This is a genomic window from Rhizobium giardinii bv. giardinii H152 (assembly GCF_000379605.1).
GTDB classification, from domain to species: domain Bacteria; phylum Pseudomonadota; class Alphaproteobacteria; order Rhizobiales; family Rhizobiaceae; genus Pararhizobium; species Pararhizobium giardinii.
In genome coordinates, this window is record NZ_KB902579.1 from 402,753 (window position 1) to 422,544 (window position 19,792).

The 19,792-nt window shown below is 61.7% G+C and carries 18 protein-coding genes; 12 read left to right on the top strand and 6 right to left on the bottom strand.

Annotated features, from left to right (window positions below; genetic code table 11):
• Window positions 1–210 precede the first annotated feature (210 nt).
• The 3 genes from recA to A3AY_RS0105510 all read left to right on the top strand — a co-directional run bounded on the left by recA (window position 211) and on the right by A3AY_RS0105510 (window position 5,214).
• On the top strand, window positions 211–1,302 hold the full coding sequence (gene recA, locus A3AY_RS0105495) for a recombinase RecA (protein WP_018324689.1): 1,092 nt from the start codon (window positions 211–213) through the stop codon (window positions 1,300–1,302).
• Window positions 1,303–1,533: 231 nt separating this feature from the next.
• Complete coding sequence (gene alaS, locus A3AY_RS0105505; protein ID WP_018324691.1) at window positions 1,534–4,197, top strand: alanine--tRNA ligase; 2,664 nt, start codon at window positions 1,534–1,536, stop codon at window positions 4,195–4,197.
• Between the two features lie 165 nt (window positions 4,198–4,362).
• On the top strand, window positions 4,363–5,214 hold the full coding sequence (locus tag A3AY_RS0105510) for an AraC family transcriptional regulator (RefSeq protein WP_018324692.1): 852 nt from the start codon (window positions 4,363–4,365) through the stop codon (window positions 5,212–5,214).
• Window positions 5,215–5,280: 66 nt separating this feature from the next.
• Here the strand turns inward: A3AY_RS0105510 and A3AY_RS0105515 are convergent, their stop codons facing one another.
• Together A3AY_RS0105515 and A3AY_RS0105520 are read right to left on the bottom strand one after the other, a co-directional pair.
• On the bottom strand, window positions 5,281–6,063 hold the full coding sequence (locus tag A3AY_RS0105515; RefSeq protein WP_018324693.1) for an HAD-IIB family hydrolase: 783 nt from the start codon (window positions 6,061–6,063) through the stop codon (window positions 5,281–5,283).
• The gene (locus A3AY_RS0105520; protein WP_018324694.1) at window positions 6,033–7,376 is read right to left on the bottom strand and encodes a glycosyltransferase family 4 protein; all 1,344 of its coding nucleotides are present in this window, start codon (window positions 7,374–7,376) and stop codon (window positions 6,033–6,035) included. The genes A3AY_RS0105515 and A3AY_RS0105520 overlap by 31 nt, the downstream gene beginning before the upstream one ends.
• A gap of 210 nt (window positions 7,377–7,586) precedes the next feature.
• On the opposite strand from A3AY_RS0105520, the gene A3AY_RS0105525 reads away from it, so the two are divergent.
• Window positions 7,587–8,111 (top strand): STM3941 family protein, encoded by a 525-nt coding sequence (locus A3AY_RS0105525; RefSeq protein WP_018324695.1) that lies wholly within the window; start codon window positions 7,587–7,589, stop codon window positions 8,109–8,111.
• A 63-nt stretch (window positions 8,112–8,174) separates the two neighbouring features.
• On the opposite strand, the gene A3AY_RS0105530 is transcribed toward A3AY_RS0105525, so the two are convergent.
• The 3 genes from A3AY_RS0105530 to A3AY_RS0105540 all read right to left on the bottom strand — a co-directional run bounded on the left by A3AY_RS0105530 (window position 8,175) and on the right by A3AY_RS0105540 (window position 10,630).
• Window positions 8,175–9,389: an NADP-dependent isocitrate dehydrogenase gene (locus A3AY_RS0105530; RefSeq protein WP_018324696.1), complete on the bottom strand. Its 1,215-nt coding sequence runs from the start codon at window positions 9,387–9,389 to the stop codon at window positions 8,175–8,177.
• A gap of 124 nt (window positions 9,390–9,513) precedes the next feature.
• On the bottom strand, window positions 9,514–9,906 hold the full coding sequence (locus tag A3AY_RS0105535; RefSeq protein WP_018324697.1) for a ribbon-helix-helix domain-containing protein: 393 nt from the start codon (window positions 9,904–9,906) through the stop codon (window positions 9,514–9,516).
• 115 nt (window positions 9,907–10,021) lie between these two features.
• On the bottom strand, window positions 10,022–10,630 hold the full coding sequence (locus A3AY_RS0105540; protein ID WP_026203142.1) for a DJ-1/PfpI family protein: 609 nt from the start codon (window positions 10,628–10,630) through the stop codon (window positions 10,022–10,024).
• Window positions 10,631–10,828: 198 nt separating this feature from the next.
• Between A3AY_RS0105540 and A3AY_RS0105545 the strand changes: the two genes are divergently transcribed.
• From A3AY_RS0105545 to A3AY_RS0105585, 8 genes are all read left to right on the top strand, one after another.
• A complete protein-coding gene (locus A3AY_RS0105545; RefSeq protein WP_018324699.1) occupies window positions 10,829–11,353 on the top strand; it encodes a hypothetical protein in 525 nt (174 codons plus the stop codon).
• A gap of 75 nt (window positions 11,354–11,428) precedes the next feature.
• Window positions 11,429–12,262: an RNA methyltransferase gene (locus A3AY_RS0105550; RefSeq protein ID WP_018324700.1), complete on the top strand. Its 834-nt coding sequence runs from the start codon at window positions 11,429–11,431 to the stop codon at window positions 12,260–12,262.
• The gene (gene murI / locus A3AY_RS0105555) at window positions 12,249–13,046 is read left to right on the top strand and encodes a glutamate racemase (protein WP_026203143.1); all 798 of its coding nucleotides are present in this window, start codon (window positions 12,249–12,251) and stop codon (window positions 13,044–13,046) included. The genes A3AY_RS0105550 and murI overlap by 14 nt, the downstream gene beginning before the upstream one ends.
• A gap of 125 nt (window positions 13,047–13,171) precedes the next feature.
• Window positions 13,172–14,686 carry a helicase HerA domain-containing protein gene (locus tag A3AY_RS0105560; protein WP_018324702.1) on the top strand — a complete coding sequence of 505 codons (1,515 nt, stop codon included), beginning with the start codon at window positions 13,172–13,174 and terminating at the stop codon, window positions 14,684–14,686.
• A 233-nt stretch (window positions 14,687–14,919) separates the two neighbouring features.
• On the top strand, window positions 14,920–15,537 hold the full coding sequence (gene rpsD, locus A3AY_RS0105565) for a 30S ribosomal protein S4 (protein ID WP_018324703.1): 618 nt from the start codon (window positions 14,920–14,922) through the stop codon (window positions 15,535–15,537).
• A 91-nt stretch (window positions 15,538–15,628) separates the two neighbouring features.
• Window positions 15,629–16,573 (top strand): glutaminase, encoded by a 945-nt coding sequence (locus tag A3AY_RS0105570; protein WP_018324704.1) that lies wholly within the window; start codon window positions 15,629–15,631, stop codon window positions 16,571–16,573.
• A 132-nt stretch (window positions 16,574–16,705) separates the two neighbouring features.
• Window positions 16,706–17,596, top strand: a complete 891-nt coding sequence (gene ttcA / locus A3AY_RS0105580; protein WP_018324706.1) for a tRNA 2-thiocytidine(32) synthetase TtcA — start codon at window positions 16,706–16,708, stop codon at window positions 17,594–17,596.
• Entirely contained in the window at window positions 17,593–18,417 is an 825-nt protein-coding gene (locus A3AY_RS0105585) for an inositol monophosphatase family protein (protein ID WP_018324707.1), read from the top strand. The genes ttcA and A3AY_RS0105585 overlap by 4 nt, the downstream gene beginning before the upstream one ends.
• A 70-nt stretch (window positions 18,418–18,487) precedes the next feature.
• On the opposite strand, the gene A3AY_RS0105590 is transcribed toward A3AY_RS0105585, so the two are convergent.
• A complete protein-coding gene (locus A3AY_RS0105590) occupies window positions 18,488–19,774 on the bottom strand; it encodes a multidrug effflux MFS transporter (RefSeq protein ID WP_018324708.1) in 1,287 nt (428 codons plus the stop codon).
• Between the last annotated feature and the right edge of the window lie 18 nt (window positions 19,775–19,792).

Genomic DNA, 19,792 nt, shown 5'->3' on the forward strand with positions numbered 1-19,792 from the left:
CGATTCGTTGTGTCCGTTTTTCGAGGGCGTCTTCTATTTCACTTTTTTACCGGCTTCCGAAAGAACTGGAACAAGAAACGAACACGCCGTCATTTTTTCCATGGAATCAGCGATATAGGCGCCCCTTGCCAGATGAGAACAAAAAGTGTACATAGCTTTCATCGGCAGCTTCATTGCCTCGGCAGCTTCCATAACCTAAAGGTGGATCAAATGGCACAAAACTCTTTGCGGCTCGTAGAGGACAAATCGGTGGATAAAAGCAAGGCACTTGAAGCGGCACTTTCCCAGATCGAACGGTCGTTCGGCAAGGGATCGATCATGAAGCTCGGTGGAAAGGACAGCATCGTCGAGATCGAAACCGTTTCGACGGGCTCCTTGAGTCTCGACATCGCACTCGGCATCGGCGGACTGCCCAAGGGGCGTATCGTCGAAATCTACGGACCGGAAAGCTCAGGCAAGACCACCCTTGCGCTGCAAACGATCGCCGAAGCCCAGAAAAAGGGCGGCATCTGCGCCTTCGTCGATGCGGAACACGCGCTGGATCCGGTCTATGCCCGCAAGCTCGGCGTCGATCTGGAAAACCTTTTGATCTCCCAGCCGGATACCGGCGAACAGGCGCTTGAAATCACCGATACGCTGGTGCGTTCCGGTGCGATCGATGTTCTCGTCATCGACTCCGTGGCGGCGCTGACGCCGCGCGCTGAAATCGAAGGCGAAATGGGTGACAGCCTGCCGGGACTGCAGGCCCGCCTGATGAGCCAGGCGCTGCGCAAGCTGACCGCGTCGATCTCCAAGTCGAACTGCATGGTGATCTTCATCAACCAGATCCGCATGAAGATCGGCGTCATGTTCGGCTCGCCGGAAACGACAACGGGCGGCAACGCGCTGAAGTTTTACGCCTCGGTGCGTCTCGACATCCGCCGCATCGGCTCGGTCAAGGAGCGCGAAGAGGTTGTCGGCAACCAGACCCGCGTCAAGGTCGTCAAGAACAAGATGGCGCCTCCCTTCAAGCAGGTCGAATTTGACATCATGTATGGCGAAGGCGTTTCCAAGACCGGCGAGCTCGTCGATCTCGGCGTCAAGGCCGGCATCGTTGAAAAATCGGGCGCCTGGTTCTCCTATAACAGCCAGCGTCTCGGCCAGGGCCGCGAGAACGCCAAGTCGTTCCTGCGCGACAACCCGGATACGGCACGTGAGATCGAACTCGCCCTGCGCCAGAATGCCGGTTTGATCGCTGAAAAATTCCTTGAAAACGGTGGACCGGAAGCTGGAGACGATAGTGACGATGCCGCTTTGGCATAAGATCGGGTGATTTTTCAGAACGTCTTTGCCGGCCGCTCCTTGACAGGGCGGCCGGTTTGCTTTTGCCGTCTGGACAGGGGTTGGCGCGGACGATAAAAGCCTGTGTTCCAAATGGGCGGGAGCAGGATCGGCGAATATCGGCGATCGGCGATCGGCGATTTTCAAGAGTTTTCCGGTTCGCGGCTCGGCCAGGTCGGCTGCGGACATCTGATGCAGAGGTAAGGGCGCACTATGAACGGCGTGAATGAAATCCGGTCGACGTTCCTCGACTACTTCAAGAAGAACGGCCATGAGGTCGTGCCGTCGAGCCCGCTGGTTCCGCGCAACGACCCGACCCTGATGTTCACCAATGCCGGCATGGTGCAGTTCAAGAACGTCTTTACCGGCCTCGAGCAACGCCCCTATTCGACCGCCGCCACCGCGCAGAAATGCGTGCGTGCCGGCGGCAAGCATAACGACCTCGACAATGTCGGCTATACCGCGCGCCATCACACCTTCTTCGAAATGCTCGGCAATTTCTCGTTCGGCGATTATTTCAAGGAGCGGGCGATCGAGCTTGCCTGGAACCTGATCACCAAGGATTTCGGCATCGACGCCAAGCGTCTGCTGGTCACTGTCTATCACACCGACGACGAGGCGTTCGGCCTGTGGAAGAAGATCGCCGGCTTCAGCGACGACCGGATCATCCGCATCCCGACCAGCGACAATTTCTGGGCGATGGGCGATACCGGTCCCTGCGGTCCCTGTTCCGAAATCTTCTACGACCATGGCGACCATATCTGGGGCGGCCCTCCGGGCTCGAAGGATGAGGATGGCGACCGCTTCATCGAAATCTGGAACCTCGTCTTTATGCAGTACGAGCAGGTGACGAAGGAAGAGCGCGTCGATCTTCCGCGTCCGTCGATCGACACCGGCATGGGCCTCGAGCGGGTTGCGGCCCTCATGCAGGGCAAGCACGACAACTACGACATCGACCTGTTCCGGACGCTGATCGAGGCGTCTGAAGAGGCGACCGGCGTCAAGGCCGAGGGCGACCGTCGCGCCAGCCACCGCGTCATTGCCGACCATCTGCGGTCCTCCGCCTTCCTCATTGCCGATGGCGTCCTGCCGTCGAACGAAGGCCGCGGCTACGTGCTTCGCCGCATCATGCGCCGTGCCATGCGCCATGCGCAGTTGCTCGGCGCCAAGGAGCCGTTGATGTGGAAGCTCCTGCCGGCCCTGGTCGGCCAGATGGGCCGCGCCTATCCCGAGCTGATGCGTGCCGAAGCGCTGATTTCCGAAACCCTGAAACTCGAGGAAACCCGCTTCCGCAAGACGCTGGAGCGTGGCCTCGGCCTTCTTGCCGATGCGACGGCGGATCTCTCGGAAGGCGACCGGCTGAACGGTGAAACCGCCTTCAAGCTCTACGACACCTACGGCTTCCCGCTCGACCTGACGCAGGACGCGTTGCGCGCCCGCGGCATCGGCGTCGATACGGACGCATTTTCCGCGGCCATGGAGCGGCAGAAGGCGGAGGCTCGCGCCTCCTGGTCCGGCTCCGGTGACAAGGCGACGGAAACCATCTGGTACGAACTCAAGGAAAAGCTCGGGGCAACCGACTTCCTCGGCTACGACACCGAGACGGCCGAAGGCGTCGTCCAGGCGATCGTGCGCGACGGCAAGGCGATCGAAACCGCTGCGAAAGGCGAGACGGTCCAGCTGGTGCTAAACCAGACGCCGTTCTACGGTGAGTCCGGCGGCCAGGTGGGCGATACCGGCGTGATCTCGACCGACGGCGCCAGGCTGACGGTGACCGACACGCAGAAGCGTGGCGAAGGCCTGTTCGTGCATTCCTGCGTCGTGGACGAAGGCACCGTGAAGGTCGGCGATGCCGCCGCGCTCACCGTCGATCACGCCCGCCGCTCGCGGTTGCGTGCCAACCATTCAGCGACCCATCTTCTCCACGAGGCGCTGCGCGAGGTGCTCGGCACCCATGTTGCGCAGAAGGGCTCGCTGGTCGCGCCCGAGCGCTTGCGCTTCGACGTTTCGCATCCGAAGCCGATGACGGCCGACGAGCTGAAGGTGGTCGAGGACATGGCCAACGAGATCATCGTGCAGAACTCAGCCGTCACCACCCGCCTGATGAGCGTCGACGATGCGATCGCCGAGGGCGCGATGGCGCTGTTCGGCGAGAAATACGGCGATGAGGTCCGCGTCGTGTCGATGGGGCAGGGCATTCATGGCTCCAAGGCCAACCGGCCCTATTCGGTCGAACTCTGCGGCGGCACCCATGTCGGTGCCACCGGCGAAATCGGCCTGGTGCGGATCGTCGGCGAAAGTGCCGTCGGCGCTGGCGTTCGCCGCCTCGAGGCGTTGACCGGTGCGTCGGCGCTTGCCTACCTCAACGAGCAGGACGAGCGGGTGAAGTCGCTTGCTACGACGCTGAAGGTGCAGCCGGCAGAGGTGTTGAGCCGCGTCGAAACACTGATGGACGAGCGCCGCAAGCTGGAGCGCGAGCTGAACGAGGCAAAGAAGAAGCTGGCGCTCGGCGGCGGTGACGCCAATGGCTCTGCCGATCAGGTGCAGGAGATTGCCGGCGTCAAGTTCCTCGGCAAGGTCGTGACCGGCGTCGAGCCGAAAGATTTGAAGAGCCTCGCCGATGATGGCAAGAAGAGCCTCGGTTCCGGCATCGTCACCTTTGTCGGCGTTTCCGCCGATGGCAAGGCGAGCGCCGTGGTTGCCGTCACCGACGACCTGACCGGCCGCTTCAGCGCCGTTGACCTGGTCCGCGTCGCCTCCGCCGCGCTCGGCGGCAAGGGCGGCGGCGGTCGCGCCGACATGGCGCAGGCCGGGGGCCCGGACGGTGCCAGGGCCAAGGATGCGATCGACGCGGTCGGCGCGGCGCTTGCGGCGTAAGCCGGCTTCAACGGAATTGTTTGTGTGACGAGAAACCGGGCTGAGAGGTCCGGTTTTTTCTTTGGCCGATGCTTTCGCGTGTTCAAATCGCCCGCGCCAACTCCGCAGGATTTGTCAAACGGCGATATGGTTCTGTCGCGTTGTTCGGCTTGCATGAGGATCGACATGAGGGAAGACAGCATCTGGGCGGTTTACGAGCAACGCCTGCATCGGGTATCGGCCTATATCCACGATCATCTGGACGAGGAGCTCGATCTCGATCGGCTTTCGGCGATCGCCTGCCTGTCGCCGCATCACTGGCATCGGGTCTACCGGGCCGTGCACGGCGAGACGCTGGCAGCGACCGTCAAGCGGCTCAGGCTGCACAGGGCCGCCGGCGATCTCGTGCGCACCAACCTCTCCGTCGAAGAGATTGCAAGACGAACCGGCTACCCCAATCTCCAGTCCTTCAACCGGATTTTCAAATCGGTGTTCGGCATGCCGCCGGCCCGATATCGCAGGGAGGGGAGCCACACGATCTTTCAATCGGTGTCGAAAAAAGGAATTGGCGACATGTACGACGTAACGACGAAAACCCTGCCGCCCCGCGAACTGGTCGGCGTCAGTCACACAGGCTCCTATATGGCAATCGGCCGTGCCTTCGAAACGCTTGGCGGCACGCTGCAGGCACGGCACCTCTTCGCGCCGGAGATGAAGATGATTGGCGTCTATCTCGATGATCCGGAACTGGTGCCGGAAGACAAGCTGCGCTCCTTTGCCTGCGTGACCGAGGGTGAGCATGTCCCGGCGGAAGCGCCGTTGGTACACCGGCATCTCGATGGCGGCGAATATGCGGTGCTGCGGCACAAAGGCCCCTACGCCGACATGCACAGGGCCTATCGCTGGCTCTACGGCGAATGGCTGCCGCAGTCCGGCCGCGAAGTCCGTGACACTGTGATGTTCGAGGAATATATCAACAATCCGCGTGACGCAGCGCCCACGGAGCTGCTGACGGATATCCATCTGCCGCTGAAATGAGCGGATCGCAGCGCCCGGAGCGTGAGGCGGGCGCTGCGTATCTTATCCTGTCGGAGGGCAGGGCGCTCATGGATTTTTCGCGCCGAAAACACCCCAGTGCCTCAGTCCTTCCACGACGCCATCCGCCATCAATCCATTGGCGCGATAGATATCCGGCCGTTCCGCGGCGATTTCCTGCAACTCCGGAAGGGCATTGCCGACGACGATACCGCGCACGCCCGGCAAGTCGAACATGCTGCGATCATTGTTGGTGTCGCCGGCAACGACGACATCGTCGTGCGAAAGTCCAAGCTGGCGGCAGAGCCAGGTGAGTGCCGCTCCCTTGTCGACGCCCGCCGGCAGAATGTCGAGATCGCGGTTGCTGGAATAGACCAAGCGGGCCGGTATCCCCGCAGCTGCCAGCCGTTCCTCGATGCTCGCCAGCGTCGCCGTGTCGGCGTCGCGCAGGTACCAGCTTGACTTATGGGCGTGCTGATACGCATCCGGCTGGACGACGACATCGGCGAGGTCGGCGAGCGCTGCGGCAATCAGCGTCCGGTCGAACCCGGCACCGATAGAGCGGGTGTAGAGCTTAGCGTGGGATGGATCCCTCTCATTGTGCAGCATGGTCCCGACGCCGCCGATATAGACATCCGGCGGGGGCAGGGCCGTGGTGGCGACAAAGGCCCTTTGGTCCTCGATCAGCCGGCCGCTATTGACGACAAGCAATGGCCGATCTTCCTGCGGAAGGTTTTGCCAGGCCTCACAAAACCGCACCTCCGCGGCCTGGTCGCCTGCCAGTGTGCCGTCTATGTCGCTGCAGAGCAGCCGCACGCGCCTCAATCCCCATCCGTCCATGGTTCCGCCCATTCGTTGTCGTCCATCGCCTGTGGCATCGGACGGCCTTCCACGACCCCGATCAGTTGCTGGGCAATCCCGGTCCAGGTGAAGAGGCTGCGTGCCTTGTGGGCCCCCATGCGCGACAGGCGACCATAGAGCCGCTCATGTTTCAGCGGTTTCATCATGGTGATGCCGAGATCGTATTTGTCGAAGGGATCGGCAAACAGGGCGTGGCGACCATAGCTCACAGCACGGAACAGGCCGCCATGGATGGTGATGATGGTCGGCGTGCCACTGGCCATCGCTTCGATCGCCGTCATGCCGAAGGGCTCGTAGCGGCTGGAGAGAACGAAGATATCGGCGGCGCGGTAGAAGTCCGGCAAATCCTCGTCGGTCACGAAGCCGGAGAAGACGACCTTGTCCTGCAATCCGAGGGAGGCAACGCGATCTTTCAATTCCCTAAGCAGCCCCGCCTCGTGCTCGTCCATGTTCTCGCCGCCCACGGCCAGATGAAGCCGCGCGTCCGGTTCGCGCTCGGCGAGCACGGAAAATCCGTCGATCAAGAGGTCGTAGCCCTTGTTGGTCGCGAGCCTTCCCATCGCCATCACCACCTTGCCTTCGAAGCCGAAGCGCTGGCGCGCCATTTCGCGCGTTGCCTTGGAAACGGGGAAGAAACGGTTGTCATCGTAACCGGGCGGGATCATGTGCACCCGGTCGCGCGGCAGGTTATAGTCGTTCACCAACATCTCCACCTGGATCGGCGTCGTGGCGATCACCATACTGCAGGAACGATAGATGATCAGTTCGTGCTTGATGCGTTCGGAGAAGTTGAATTCCTTTTCGAAGGTATCCGCCTTGTCGGGGTAGTCCGTCTCCATCTGCCGTTTCTTCCAGAGGCCGAGCGAATGCGGCGTATGGATGTGGGTGACGCCAAGCGCTTCCGACAAGCGCTGGCCGGCTATGCCGGCGTCCCAATAATGGCTGTTGATCAGCGTGTAGGTGAAATTGTTCCGGCGGATGAAGCGCGCGGCATTCTCGCACCATTCCATCAGGTGCTGGTAGAGATATTCTTTCGGAATGAACTCTCTGCCGCCGCAGGGGATGCGGATGACGCGCACGCGTTCGTCGACTTCGTCGAATTCCGGCTGGTCCTCGAAGCGGCGCGTGTAGATATCGACCTCATGACCGAGCAGCGCCAGTTTGCGGGCAAGTTCGATGACGTAGACCACCTGGCCACCGGTATCGGCAGCGCCAAGCGGCGGTTCGGCGGCGACGTATCCGTGGGTGGATACGAGGGCGATGCGCGGAAGATGCGAATGGGGTCTGTCAGGAGCAACGGTCATTTATCAGCTGTCACGATCTTTTCTGGGAGGTGAAGCGTGCCCGGCACGCAGAAAGGTTCACCTCGCGAACGATCGGGAGCGGAAAAGGTTCCAAATAAAGATGACGCGTGTACTGGAGATGTTGCGCAGCCGCTGGTTTAGACTTTACTGTGTGCCGCGCATTTGTGGCAACGGCGGTTTGGGAGCCGCTTGCAGTTGGGGAAAGATTCAATGACCGACAACGCACTGGTTATCCATCGATCGAAGACCAAGACATTGCTGCTTTTCTTCGGTGCAGTGGCCTTCGTTGCGCTGGGCGCGTTCATTGCGAAGACAACCTATGCCGAACAGGGGCCCGGTGCCTTTGGGGTCTTCATTGGCCTTGTCTCCATCGTCTTTTTCGGATTTTGCGGCATCCTCATCCTCGTCAAGGTCTTCGACGGGCGTCCGGCGGTCGAATTTCTGAAGGAAGGTCTGCTGGTGCGGGATATTTCGGCCACGCCGATCAACTGGCCAGACATTATCGCCGCACGGCTGATCTCCTATCGCAACCAGCCCATCGTCGAACTGATCCTGTCTCCGCAGGCCGAGCAGTCTTTGCCCTTTACGCGCGTTGTGCGCTACACCCGTGCGGCAAACCGCGGACTGGGCATCAATGGCGTCTGCCTGAGCGCGGCGGGGCTTCAGATGCCGGCGTCGGATATCGTCGATCGGATCGGCGAGTGGGCGCAAAAGGCTCAGTCCGCCGAAATCTGAGGTTCGAAATAAAGAAACCCGGCACGGAGCCGGGTCTCTCAAAATCGGTATTGGCGACTGCGATCAGGCGGCCATTGCCTTGCGCAGGTTCTCGTCGATCTTGTCGAGGAAGCCGGTGGTCGAGAGCCAGGGCTGGTCGGGTCCGATGAGAAGTGCCAGGTCCTTTGTCATGAAGCCGGCTTCGACGGTATCGACGCAGACCTTTTCCAGCGTATCGGCGAACCTTGCGAGCTCGGCGTTGTCGTCGAGCTTGGCGCGGTGGGCGAGACCACGGGTCCAGGCGAAGATCGAGGCGATCGAATTGGTCGAGGTTTCCTCGCCCTTCTGGTGCTGGCGGTAGTGGCGGGTGACGGTACCGTGGGCGGCTTCGGCTTCCACCGTCTTGCCGTCCGGCGTCATCAGGACCGAGGTCATCAGGCCGAGCGAGCCGAAGCCCTGAGCGACGATGTCGGACTGGACGTCACCATCATAGTTCTTGCAGGCCCAGACATAGCCGCCGGACCACTTGAGCGCCGAAGCGACCATGTCGTCGATCAGGCGGTGTTCGTACCAGATCTTCAGTTCCTTGAACTTTTCGGAAAATTCCTCGTCGAAGACTTTCTGGAAGATGTCCTTGAAGCGGCCGTCATAGACCTTGAGGATGGTGTTCTTGGTCGACAGGTAGACCGGAACCTTGCGCTGCAGGCCGTAATTCAGCGAGGCGCGGGCGAATTCGGTGATCGATTCGTCGAGGTTGTACATGCCCATGGCAACGCCAGCCGCCGGGGCGTCATAAACTTCGTGCTCGATTTCCTTGCCGTCGTCGCCGACGAACTTCATGTAGAGCTTGCCCTTGCCGGGGAACTTGAAGTCGGTGGCGCGATACTGGTCGCCGAAAGCGTGGCGGCCGACGATGATCGGCTTGGTCCAGCCGGGAACGAGGCGCGGTACGTTCTTGCAGATGATCGGCTCGCGGAAGATCACGCCGCCGAGGATGTTGCGGATCGTGCCGTTCGGCGACTTCCACATCTTCTTCAGCTTGAATTCCTCGACGCGGGCCTCGTCAGGGGTGATGGTCGCGCACTTGACGCCGACGCCGTGCTTCTTGATGGCGTTGGCCGCATCGATCGTCACCTGATCGTCGGTGGCGTCGCGGTTTTCCATGCCGAGGTCGTAATATTCCAGATCGATATCCAGATATGGATGGATCAGCTTATCCTTGATGAACTGCCAGATGATGCGGGTCATCTCATCGCCGTCGAGCTCGACGACCGGATTGGCGACCTTGATCTTTGTCATGATGCAAACCTCTGCATGGGGTTGGAATGGAAACGGGATTGCGCCCCTATAGCATCCAGTTCACGACAGGCAAAGGCATGGCGGCGTGATTTCGTTAGCGTTTCGTGCGGGGCGGGGAGGCCGTCTAGTGACCGCGTTCAGCCCTTGGGAAATAGCCCTCGGGAGACTTTGGATAGCCGCGTTTCTCTTGCGCCAGGACGGTGGGCGCATCGAGCGAGGCGATCGGCGCGTCGCGGGCGGTCGGCACAAGTCCGTCGAGCTGCAGTGCAAGGTAACGTCCGCAGCAGACCCGCAGGAACGAGGTGAAGTTTTCAGGCGGATGTCCCTCCTCGAGCGATTCCGTGTAGAGCCGTCCGATCAGGCGGCCGACCGACATGCCATCGCGTTCGCCAATGTCTTCGAGGATCGACCAGAAGAAACTTTCAAGCCGGATGCTGGTCGCCACGCCGTCGATCCGCACCGAGCGCGTCACACTCTGCCACAGCGCCGGATCGGCGCCGATGAATAGTCTGCACATCTATTCCTCCCAGGGCTTTCCGTCAGCCATGATGCCGCGCAAAAATGCTTTCGCGCGTTCTGAGCGGCATCAAGGCCCGGAGTGTCCGCCCTTTGCTGCGATCTGACAAGGCTTGTCAGGCCGCCGAGCGCGTCAGGGAGGGGCTATGGCGAATCTCGGTGCCGAGAACCTTAAGGAACTGGCCGATCCAGGCGGGATGGGCAGGCCAGGCGGGCGCCGTCACCAGATTGCCGTCGGTGACGGCCTGGTCGACCGGGATATCAGCGTAGCGACCGCCAGCGAGTTCGACATCGAAACGGCATGCCGGATAGGCCGAGCAGGTTCGCCCTTTCAGCACACCGGCTGCGGAAAGAATCTGCGCGCCATGGCAGATGGCTGCGACCGGTTTTCCGGCATCGAAGAAATGCCGGACCATGGCGATCACGGCCGCATCGAGCCGCAGATATTCCGGCGCCCGTCCACCGGGGATGACCAGGGCATCGTAGCTATCGGCCTTGGTGTCCGCGAAGGTGGCGTTCAGCGTGAAATTATGGCCCCGCTTTTCCGAATAGGTCTGGTTTCCCTCGAAATCGTGGATGGCCGTGGCGATCTGCTCGCCGGCGGCCTTGCCGGGGCAAACGGCGTCGACGGTATGGCCGACGGCGAGAAGCGCCTGGAACGGCACCATGGTCTCGTAGTCTTCGGCAAAGTCGCCGCAGATCATCAGAATTTTCTTGCCGCTCATCTCATCCTCCATCGTGTTGCGTGCGAAAAACAATGCCATGTGCGCCTTGCGGCCGGGTATTAGCCGGTTACTACATCGACAGGCGCAACGGGCCCGCCGTGGCGCGCAAGACTGGCCTCGCATGAGGCCAGGAAAATGGCTATGACCGTGACAAGACGGCGCCGGCCGCCGGTCAGCGACAGGAATGTGGAGATAGTTATGAAACGCTTGGTACTGGTGCTTCTCGCCTCGTGCGCGGTCTCCGTGGCCGTGGCTGCCGATCCGGCAGCCCCCGTCAACGAGATCATGCGGGAAGCGGTCAAGGGCTGGGCGGAAGATGCGCAGACGGGCGAGGACTATTTTTCCGAGGCGCGCCTTCAACGCATCTACAGTCAGGATTTTGCCAAGGCCTATCGCGAAGCGGCGAAATTTCCGGCCTATGACGAGGGCGATTCTCCCTTCGACTACGATGTTATCGTCAGCGGCCAGGACAGTTGCTCGATCAAGGACCTGAACGTTTCGGCCGGCCCCGACGTGGAGGGCAAAAGCGATGTCGCCGTGACCTTCGACAACACCCATTGCCTGGGCGAGCGCGCGGCCGACTGGAAGCCGAGCGAGTTGCATTTCCTCGTGATCGAGGAAGCCGGCCATCCGGTCATCGACGATATCGTCAGGCCGAACGGCGTGGGCTCGCTGAAGGCGGAACTGCAGGGCATTGCGAGCCAGGGAGCAGGCGAGCAGTAACCGGCTTGGTGGTGCGGCTTTCAAATTCGCCCCAACTGTGCAAGGAAGCGCCGCAACGGACGTAAAGGCGAAGGCATGGCAGGAACCAACAGCGAGCGCGAACTACTGACGGAAGGCCCGGCGATCATTCTGGTGCATCCGCAGCTTGGCGAGAATATCGGCATGGTGGCACGCGCCATGGCCAATTTCGGCCTTGCCGAGCTGCGCCTCGTCAATCCGCGCGACGGATGGCCGAGCGAAAAGGCGAAATCGGCGGCCAGCCGCGCGGATCACGTCATCGAAAACGCCAAGCTCTATGCTTCGACGGAAGAGGCCATCGCCGATCTCAATTTCGTCTATGCGACAACGGCGCGTGATCGCTATGGCTACAAGCCGGTGCGGTCTCCGCTTGTCGCCGCCGAAACGCTCCGCCAAAAATTCTCGGCCGGGCAGGCGACAGGCATTCTTTTCGGTCGCGAGCGCACCGGTCTCACCAACGAGGAAATCGCGCTCGCCGACGAGATCGTCACTTTTCCCGTCAATCCGGCCTTCGCTTCGCTCAACCTGGCGCAGGCGGTCCTCCTGATGTCGTACGAGTGGCTGAAGACGAGCATGGCCTCGCCTGAGGAAACGTCGTTTCAGGCGCTCTCGCAGAGGCCGGCGACGAAGGAACATCTGCAGGGCCTGTTCGATCACGTCGAGGAAGCACTCGATGCACGCGGATATTTTCGTCCCGTCGCCAAAAAGCCGAAATTGGTCGAAAATCTGCGCGCTGTCCTGACCCGCCCGGCCTTTACCGAATCCGAAATTCGTCTTGTGCGAGGCGTCATCTCGTCGCTTGATCGCTTCACCCGCGAGGCGCCGCGCGGTGCCGGAGCGCCGGAAAACTCGCGCGCGAAAAAGGTAGAAGATGCCGGTGACGACCTCTGAGCTGAAGCCCATCCTCGTCTTCGACAGCGGGATCGGCGGGCTCACCGTGCTGCGCGAGGCGCGCGTGCTGATGCCGGAGCGGCATTTCATCTATGTCGCCGACGACGCGGCTTTTCCTTATGGTGGCTGGGAAGAGCCGGCCCTGAAGGAGCATATCATCAAACTCTTCGCGCAGTTGCTTGCCGCGCACGATCCGGAAATCTGCATCATCGCCTGCAATACCGCATTCACCCTCGTCGGGGCGGATCTGCGCGCCGCCTTTCCGGACATGCGTTTCGTCGGCACCGTCCCGGCGATCAAACCGGCGGCGGAGCGCACCCGCTCGGGACTGGTTTCCGTGCTGGCAACGCCCGGGACGGTCAAGCGCGCCTATACGCGCGATCTCATCCAGTCGTTTGCCTCGCAATGCGATGTGCGGCTCGTTGGCTCGGAAAATCTGGCGCGGATGGCGGAAGCCTATATCCGCGGCGAGGTGATCAGTGATGCGGCGGTACTCGCCGAGATCGAACAATGTTTCGTCGAAGAGGAGGGCCGCAAGACCGATATCGTCGTGCTCGCCTGCACCCACTATCCCTTCATGGCCAATGTCTTCCGCCGCCTCGCGCCCTGGCCGGTGGACTGGCTCGATCCGGCAGAGGCGATCGCGCGCCAGGCGCGCCGGCTGGTGCCGCTGCCCGATGGTTTTGAACCGCTGAACGGGATCGATCCGGCCGTCTTCACGTCGGGCAATCCGGATTTCTCGACGCGACGGCTGATGCAGGGCTTCGGACTTACCGTACGGTAAACGAAATCTTTCTTAGCTGTGGGTTTCGGTTGCATCGGGGCGAAAACCTCCGAGAACGGTGCTAAGGCTTCCTGCTTGCGGGTTCGTGGCGGCGCATCCGGCATGGCATTTGGAACGAGGTGGATATGAAAGTCGGCATCGACATGGGGACGGCGTCCGATGGCGCATCCGTTCCGCTCGATATCGAGGAGCTTCTGGCGACGCGCCTTCTGGTGCAGGGCAACTCAGGCTCAGGCAAATCGCATCTCCTGCGCCGCCTTCTCGAACAGTCGGCCCCCTGGGTGCAGCAGTGCATCATCGATCCCGAAGGCGATTTCGTCACGCTCGCCGACAAGTTCGGCCATGTCGTGATCGAGGGCGAGCGGACGGAAGCCGAACTGATCGGCATCGCCACCCGTATCCGCCAGCATCGTGTTTCCTGTGTGCTCTCGCTCGAAGGGCTCGATATCGAGCAGCAGATGCGCAATGCCGGGATTTTCCTCAATGCGATGTTCGATGCCGACCGAGACTATTGGTATCCGGTTCTCGTCGTCGTCGACGAGGCGCAGATGTTTGCGCCGTCCGTTGCCGGCGACGTCTCGGAGGAAGCGCGCAAGATCTCGCTCGGTGCCATGACCAACCTGATGTGCCGCGGCCGCAAGCGCGGGCTTGCCGGCGTTATCGCGACCCAGCGACTGGCAAAGCTCGCCAAGAACGTCGCAGCGGAAGCCTCCAATTTCCTGATGGGCCGCACGTTTCTCGATATCGACATGGCTCGCGCCGCCGACCTGCTCGGCATGGACCGACGCACGGCCGAAATGTTCCGCGACCTGAAGCGTGGCTCCTTCGTGGCGCTCGGCCCGGCCCTGTCACGCCGCCCGCTGCCGGTGACGATCGGCAATGTCGAGACCTCGGCCCGCTCCACCAGCCCGAAACTGACGCCGTTGCCCGAGGCGGTCGCGGATGTGGAAGATCTGATCTTCACGCCGGACCCGGAAGAACTGAGCCGTCCGATCGTCCGCCGTCCGAGCGCCCAGCCGCGTCCGGCAACCGATATCCTGGCGGAGTTGTCGCGGCCGCGTCCGGAGCCAACGGCTTTGATTGAACCGAGGGCGCCGGTGCCGGAAATGCCCGCAGGAGAGCGTGAGGCACTGCTTGACGGCCTGCTCGCCGAAATCCTCGAAAACCCGGAAGCCGCCTTTCGCGCTGATGCCGAACTGTTCCAGGATTTTCTCGTCCGCTGCCGTATTCGACGCGTGCCCGGTGCGCCGCTGTCACTCAGCGCGTTCCGCCGAAAGATGGCGGTTGCGCGCTCGGGCGTCGATGCGGAAACGGCCGCGACCGAAATCTGGGCTTCCGCGCTGGAACTTTCGCGACGGGTGACGGAAGATCTGCAGGGCGTCTTCCTGCTTGTTGCGCAATCGGCCGTCCGTGGCCTTCCGTGTCCCTCGGACGCGATGATCGCGCGAGCCTACGGCACCCATTCCGCGCGACGTGCCCGCCGCCTGCTCGGCTATTTCGAAGAGCAGGGGTTGATTGTCGTTCACAGCGATCTCTCCGGCAAGCGGATCGTGGCTTTTCCGGACCTGCAGGCGGAAACGGCACCCGGCGCTGCCGACGCAGCCTATGATGACGCGAGAAGCCGCAGCGCTGCGGAATAGGGCGGATTTGCGGGATTATTTCTGCCGGTCGTTGACAAACTTGTGAAACTTACCTAAAGACCCGCTCAACGCCGGGCCGAAATGCCCGGTGTTTTATTTGACATGTCCCGTGGCTTCTCCATTAGCGTAATGAGAGAAACCTGTCAGAGCTTCTAAAACGAGGTTCAGAGGAGGGCGTGTTTCCTTGATCCGGTTTGGCAACAGACCGGTGTAACCGTTTGAAAGGAAATGCGATGAGCAAGCGCGAATCGTCCAAGTACAAAATTGACCGCCGTATGGGCGAAAACATCTGGGGTCGCCCGAAGTCCCCGGTCAACCGCCGCGAATACGGCCCGGGCCAGCACGGCCAGCGCCGCAAGTCCAAGCTCTCCGACTTCGGCGTGCAACTGCGCGCCAAGCAGAAGCTCAAGGGCTACTACGGCGACATCCGCGAGAAGCAGTTCCGCGCGATCTACGACGAAGCCAACCGCCGCAAGGGCGATACCTCGGAGAACCTGATCGGCCTGCTCGAATCGCGTCTCGACGCGATCGTCTACCGCGCCAAGTTCGTTCCGACGGTCTTTGCTGCCCGCCAGTTCGTCAACCACGGCCACGTCAAGGTCAACGGCGTTCGCGTCAACATCGGTTCCTACCGCTGCAAGGCCGGCGACGTCATCGAAGTTCGCGAGAAGTCCAAGCAGCTCGTTTCGGTTCTCGAAGCCGTCCAGCTCGCCGAGCGTGACGTTCCGGACTATATCGAAGTCGACCACAACAAGATGGTTGCGACCTACGCTCGCGTTCCGGGCCTGACCGACGTTCCGTACCCGGTCGTCATGGAACCGAACCTCGTCGTCGAATTCTATTCGCGATAATTTCTTCTGGCCTCGGCCTTGTGAAATACGGAAAAGCCACTCAGAGATGGGTGGCTTTTTTGTTGCGTTGCACTGATGCGGAGAATGACTGATGCCCGGCACCGAACCGTTGGACCTGCAGTCGATTGTCGATGATATCTACCGCGAGCTGACACCGCGGCTGGGCGAAGGCAAGGTTGCCGACTACATCCCGCAGCTCGCTCGCGTCGATCCAAAACGATTCGGCATGGCGGTCGTTACCGTCGATGGGAGCGTTTACCGCGCCGGTGACGCCGAGATTCCCTTCTCGATTCAGAGTATCTCCAAGGTCTTCACCTTGACGCTGGCGCTCGGCAAGCACGGCGAAAATATCTGGAAGAGGGTCGGGCGCGAGCCCTCCGGTTCCGCGTTCAATTCCATCGTGCAGCTCGAGCACGAGCATGGAATTCCGCGCAATCCCTTCATAAACGCGGGTGCGATCGCCATTACGGACCTCGTTCTGGCGGGCCATACGCCGCGCGAGGCGATCGGCGAGATCGTCCGGTTTGTCCGCTACCTCGCCGATGAGGAAGACATCGTCATCGACGCCGAGGTGGCGCGCTCGGAGGCAGCGACCGGCTATCGCAATTTCGCCCTTGCCAATTTCATGCGTTCCTTCGGCAAGCTCGACCACCCGGTCGAGCACGTTCTCGGCGTCTATTTCCATCAGTGCGCGCTGGCGATGAGTTGCGTCCAGCTGGCAAAGGCAGGGTTGTTCCTTGCCGCCTCCGGCAGCAATCCGCTGACCCAGCATTCCGTCGTCTCGCGCCAGAGGGCGCGGCGCATCAATGCGCTGATGCTGACCTGCGGCCATTATGATGGCTCGGGCGATTTCGCCTATCGCGTCGGTCTGCCCGGCAAGAGCGGCGTCGGCGGCGGCATCCTGGTCGCGGCGCCGGGCAAGGCTTCCGTCGCGGTCTGGTCGCCCGGGCTCAATCACAACGGCAATTCGCTGCTCGGCTCGCTGGCTCTGGAAATGCTGGCAAGCCGCACAGGCTGGTCCGTATTCGGCGGCTGAGATCGCCGTTGCGGAAGTTTCACAGGGTCGCCCGCGCATTTTCCTTGATCTTGTGGGCGGAGACGGGCAAGTGCAGGGCATAGCGCACGCGCGGCTCTGATCTGCGCGTGTTTTCCAATCCGGGACTCTGTCATGGATATTTCCACCCAATCTCTGGGCGCCGATCTCGAAGAGCGTTCAGTTGGCGCCGATCAGGCCCTTGACGACGCGCTGCATCCGATCTTTGCCAAGATGCCCTCGTCGGTATCGTTCAACAAGCTGCGCAAGCGGCTTTTGCGCCAAGTGCGGCAAGCGATCGAGGATTTCGGCATGCTGAAGGGCCAGAAGCGCTGGCTGATCGGCGTCTCCGGCGGCAAGGACAGCTACAGTCTGCTGGCGCTTCTGATGGACCTGCAATGGCGCGGTCTGCTGCCGGTCGAACTCGTGGCTTGCAACCTCGATCAGGGCCAGCCGAATTTCCCCAAGCATGTGCTGCCGGACTACCTGACCTCGATCGGCGTCCGGCACCGGATTGAATATCGCGACACCTATTCGATCGTGAAGGAAAAGGTACCGGCGGGCGGCACCTATTGCGCGCTCTGTTCGCGCCTGCGCCGCGGCAATCTCTACCGGATCGCCCGCGAGGAAGGCTGCGACGCGCTGGTGCTCGGCCATCACCGCGAGGATATCCTCGAGACTTTCTTCATGAATTTCTTCCATGGCGGCAGGCTCGCCTCGATGCCGGCCAAGCTGTTGAACGACGATGGCGATCTGATGGTGCTCAGGCCGCTTGCCTATGCGGCCGAGGACGATCTCGCCAAATTCGCCGCGGCGATGGAATTTCCGATCATCCCTTGCGATCTCTGCGGCTCGCAGGACGGGCTGGAGCGCAATGCCATGAAGGCGATGCTGGCCGATATCGAACGCCGTATGCCGGGGCGCAAGGACACGATGCTCCGGGCGCTCGGACACGTTAATCCGTCGCACTTGCTCGATCCGAAACTGTTCGATTTCCAATCCCTGTTCGCGGAGCCCAAAGCATGACATCTGCCATCGATATCGCAGCCATCGCCAACATCCTGCAGGAGGCTGCGGTCAAGGAGATTCTGCCGAAGTTCCGCAATCTCGGCATCGGCGACGTGCGGATGAAATCGGAAGCCATCGACCTTGTGACCGAAGCCGACGAAGCGGCGGAACGCCTGATCAAGGCGCGCATGGCCGAGGTTGCCCCGGATGCGCTGTTCATCGGCGAAGAGTCGGTTGCCGCCGATCCGGCGCTCCTGGACCGGCTTGCCGGCGCCGATCTCGCTGTGATCGTCGATCCGATCGACGGCACTTTCAACTATGCCGCCGGCATGCCGCTTTTCGGCGTCATGGCCTCCGTGGTCGCCAGGGGCGAAACCGTCGCCGGCCTCATCTACGACCCGATGGGCAACGACTGGGTGATCGCCGAAAAAGGTGCAGGCGCCTGGCTTTGCAAGGCGGATGGTTCGCAGGAGCGGTTGAACGTCACGCCGTCTTTGCCGCTCGAAAGCCTCGTCGGCTGCGCGTCGACCGGATTTTATTCGGCGGAAAACCGCCGCATCGTCATGGGTAACATGGCCAAGGTGCGGATCGCCACAAGCTATCGCTGTGCGGCGCATGAATACCGCGCCTTCGCCGCCGGGCATTTCCATTTCCTGATGTATCAGAAACTGATGCCCTGGGATCACCTTGCCGGCACGCTGATCGCAGAAGAGGCGGGCGCTTATGCCGCGCGCTTCGATGGTTCGCCCTATCGTCCGGAACATGTGAATGGCGGCCTTCTGGTCGCGTCCGACAGGGATTGCTGGCAGGAGTTGCGCCGCGAGGTCTTTACCGTCTGAGGCGGCAAGGCCATGCAGACGAAAGGGCCCGCTCGGCATCGGTCCAGCGGGCCTGTTCGTAACTGTGAGATCACATATGACCGCCGCCCGCCTCCAGCGCGGCGTGATCGTCGCCCGGATGCGTGAAGAGTTTGCCTCTTTCCGCCCAAAGTGTCGCGAGGATCGTTACCGCTCCGAAAGCGGTGAAACCGGCAAACAGCGGCTGCACCGTGCCGTTGAACATCTGGCCGACCGCGCCGCCTAACAGAGCCCCGCCGGTCGTCGAGACGAATCCGGTGATCGCGGTCGCCGTCCCTGCCAGATGTCCCATGGGCTCGAGCGCGATCGCCGTGAAGTTGGTGGCGATCACGGCAAACATCATCAGCAGGACGGAAAACAGCAGGTAGGCGAGCAGGAAGTCCGGCTTGCCGCCGAGCGAAATCAGCAGCCCCAGGCCAGACAGCAGCGTGAACAGGATCGTTGCTGCATGCGAGATGCGCCGCATGCCGAAGCTGCGGACGAAATAGCCATTGGCGAAGTTGGCAACTGCAATGCCTCCGGCGGTTCCGGCAAAGGCGATCGGCAGCCAGTCGCCGAGGCCGTAAACCTCGCCGAAGATCTGCTGGACGGTGACGATATAGGCGCAGATGACGGCGGTGAAAAGCGTCATGCCGATCATGTAGCCGCAGGTGACGCGATTGGTGAGCACCGTGCGGAATCCGGACGCGATGGACGCGATCGAGAGAGGCAGCCGTTCGTCCGATGGCAGCGATTCCTTCAGCCGCAGGCCCGCCCAGACGAAGAGGATGGCGCCGACGCAGCCGAGCAGGATGAAGATCCAGTGCCAGTTCGCGTAGTAGATCACCGCCTGTCCCAGCGAAGGGGCAACGATCGGCACGATCATGAAGACGATCATCACATAGGACATGACGCGCGCCATTTCACGGCCGCCGAAACAGTCGCGCACCACCGCCATGGTGGTGATGCGAACCGCAGCCGCGCCGATGCCCTGCACGAATCGCAGGAGGAGGAGCATTTCAAAACTCTCGGTCGCGGCAGCTCCCAGCATCGTCACGGTGAAGAAGGCGAGACCACCGAGCAGGATCGCGCGCCGTCCGAACGTATCAGACAGGCTGCCGAAGATGATCTGCGAGCAGCCGAAACCGAGGAAGAAGATGCCGATGACCAGTTGGGTGTCGTTGGTGTTGGCGACGTTGAGCGACTGGCCGATGGCGGGCAGGGCCGGCAGCATGATGTCGATGGCGATCGCCACGCTCGCGGTCATCAGTGCGATGGTGATGACGAACTCGAAGAAGCCGAGGCCTATTCGGGAGGAGCCGATATTTTCGATGTGTTCAGCGGTGGTTGTGGCGGACATGAGGGGACCTATGGATGT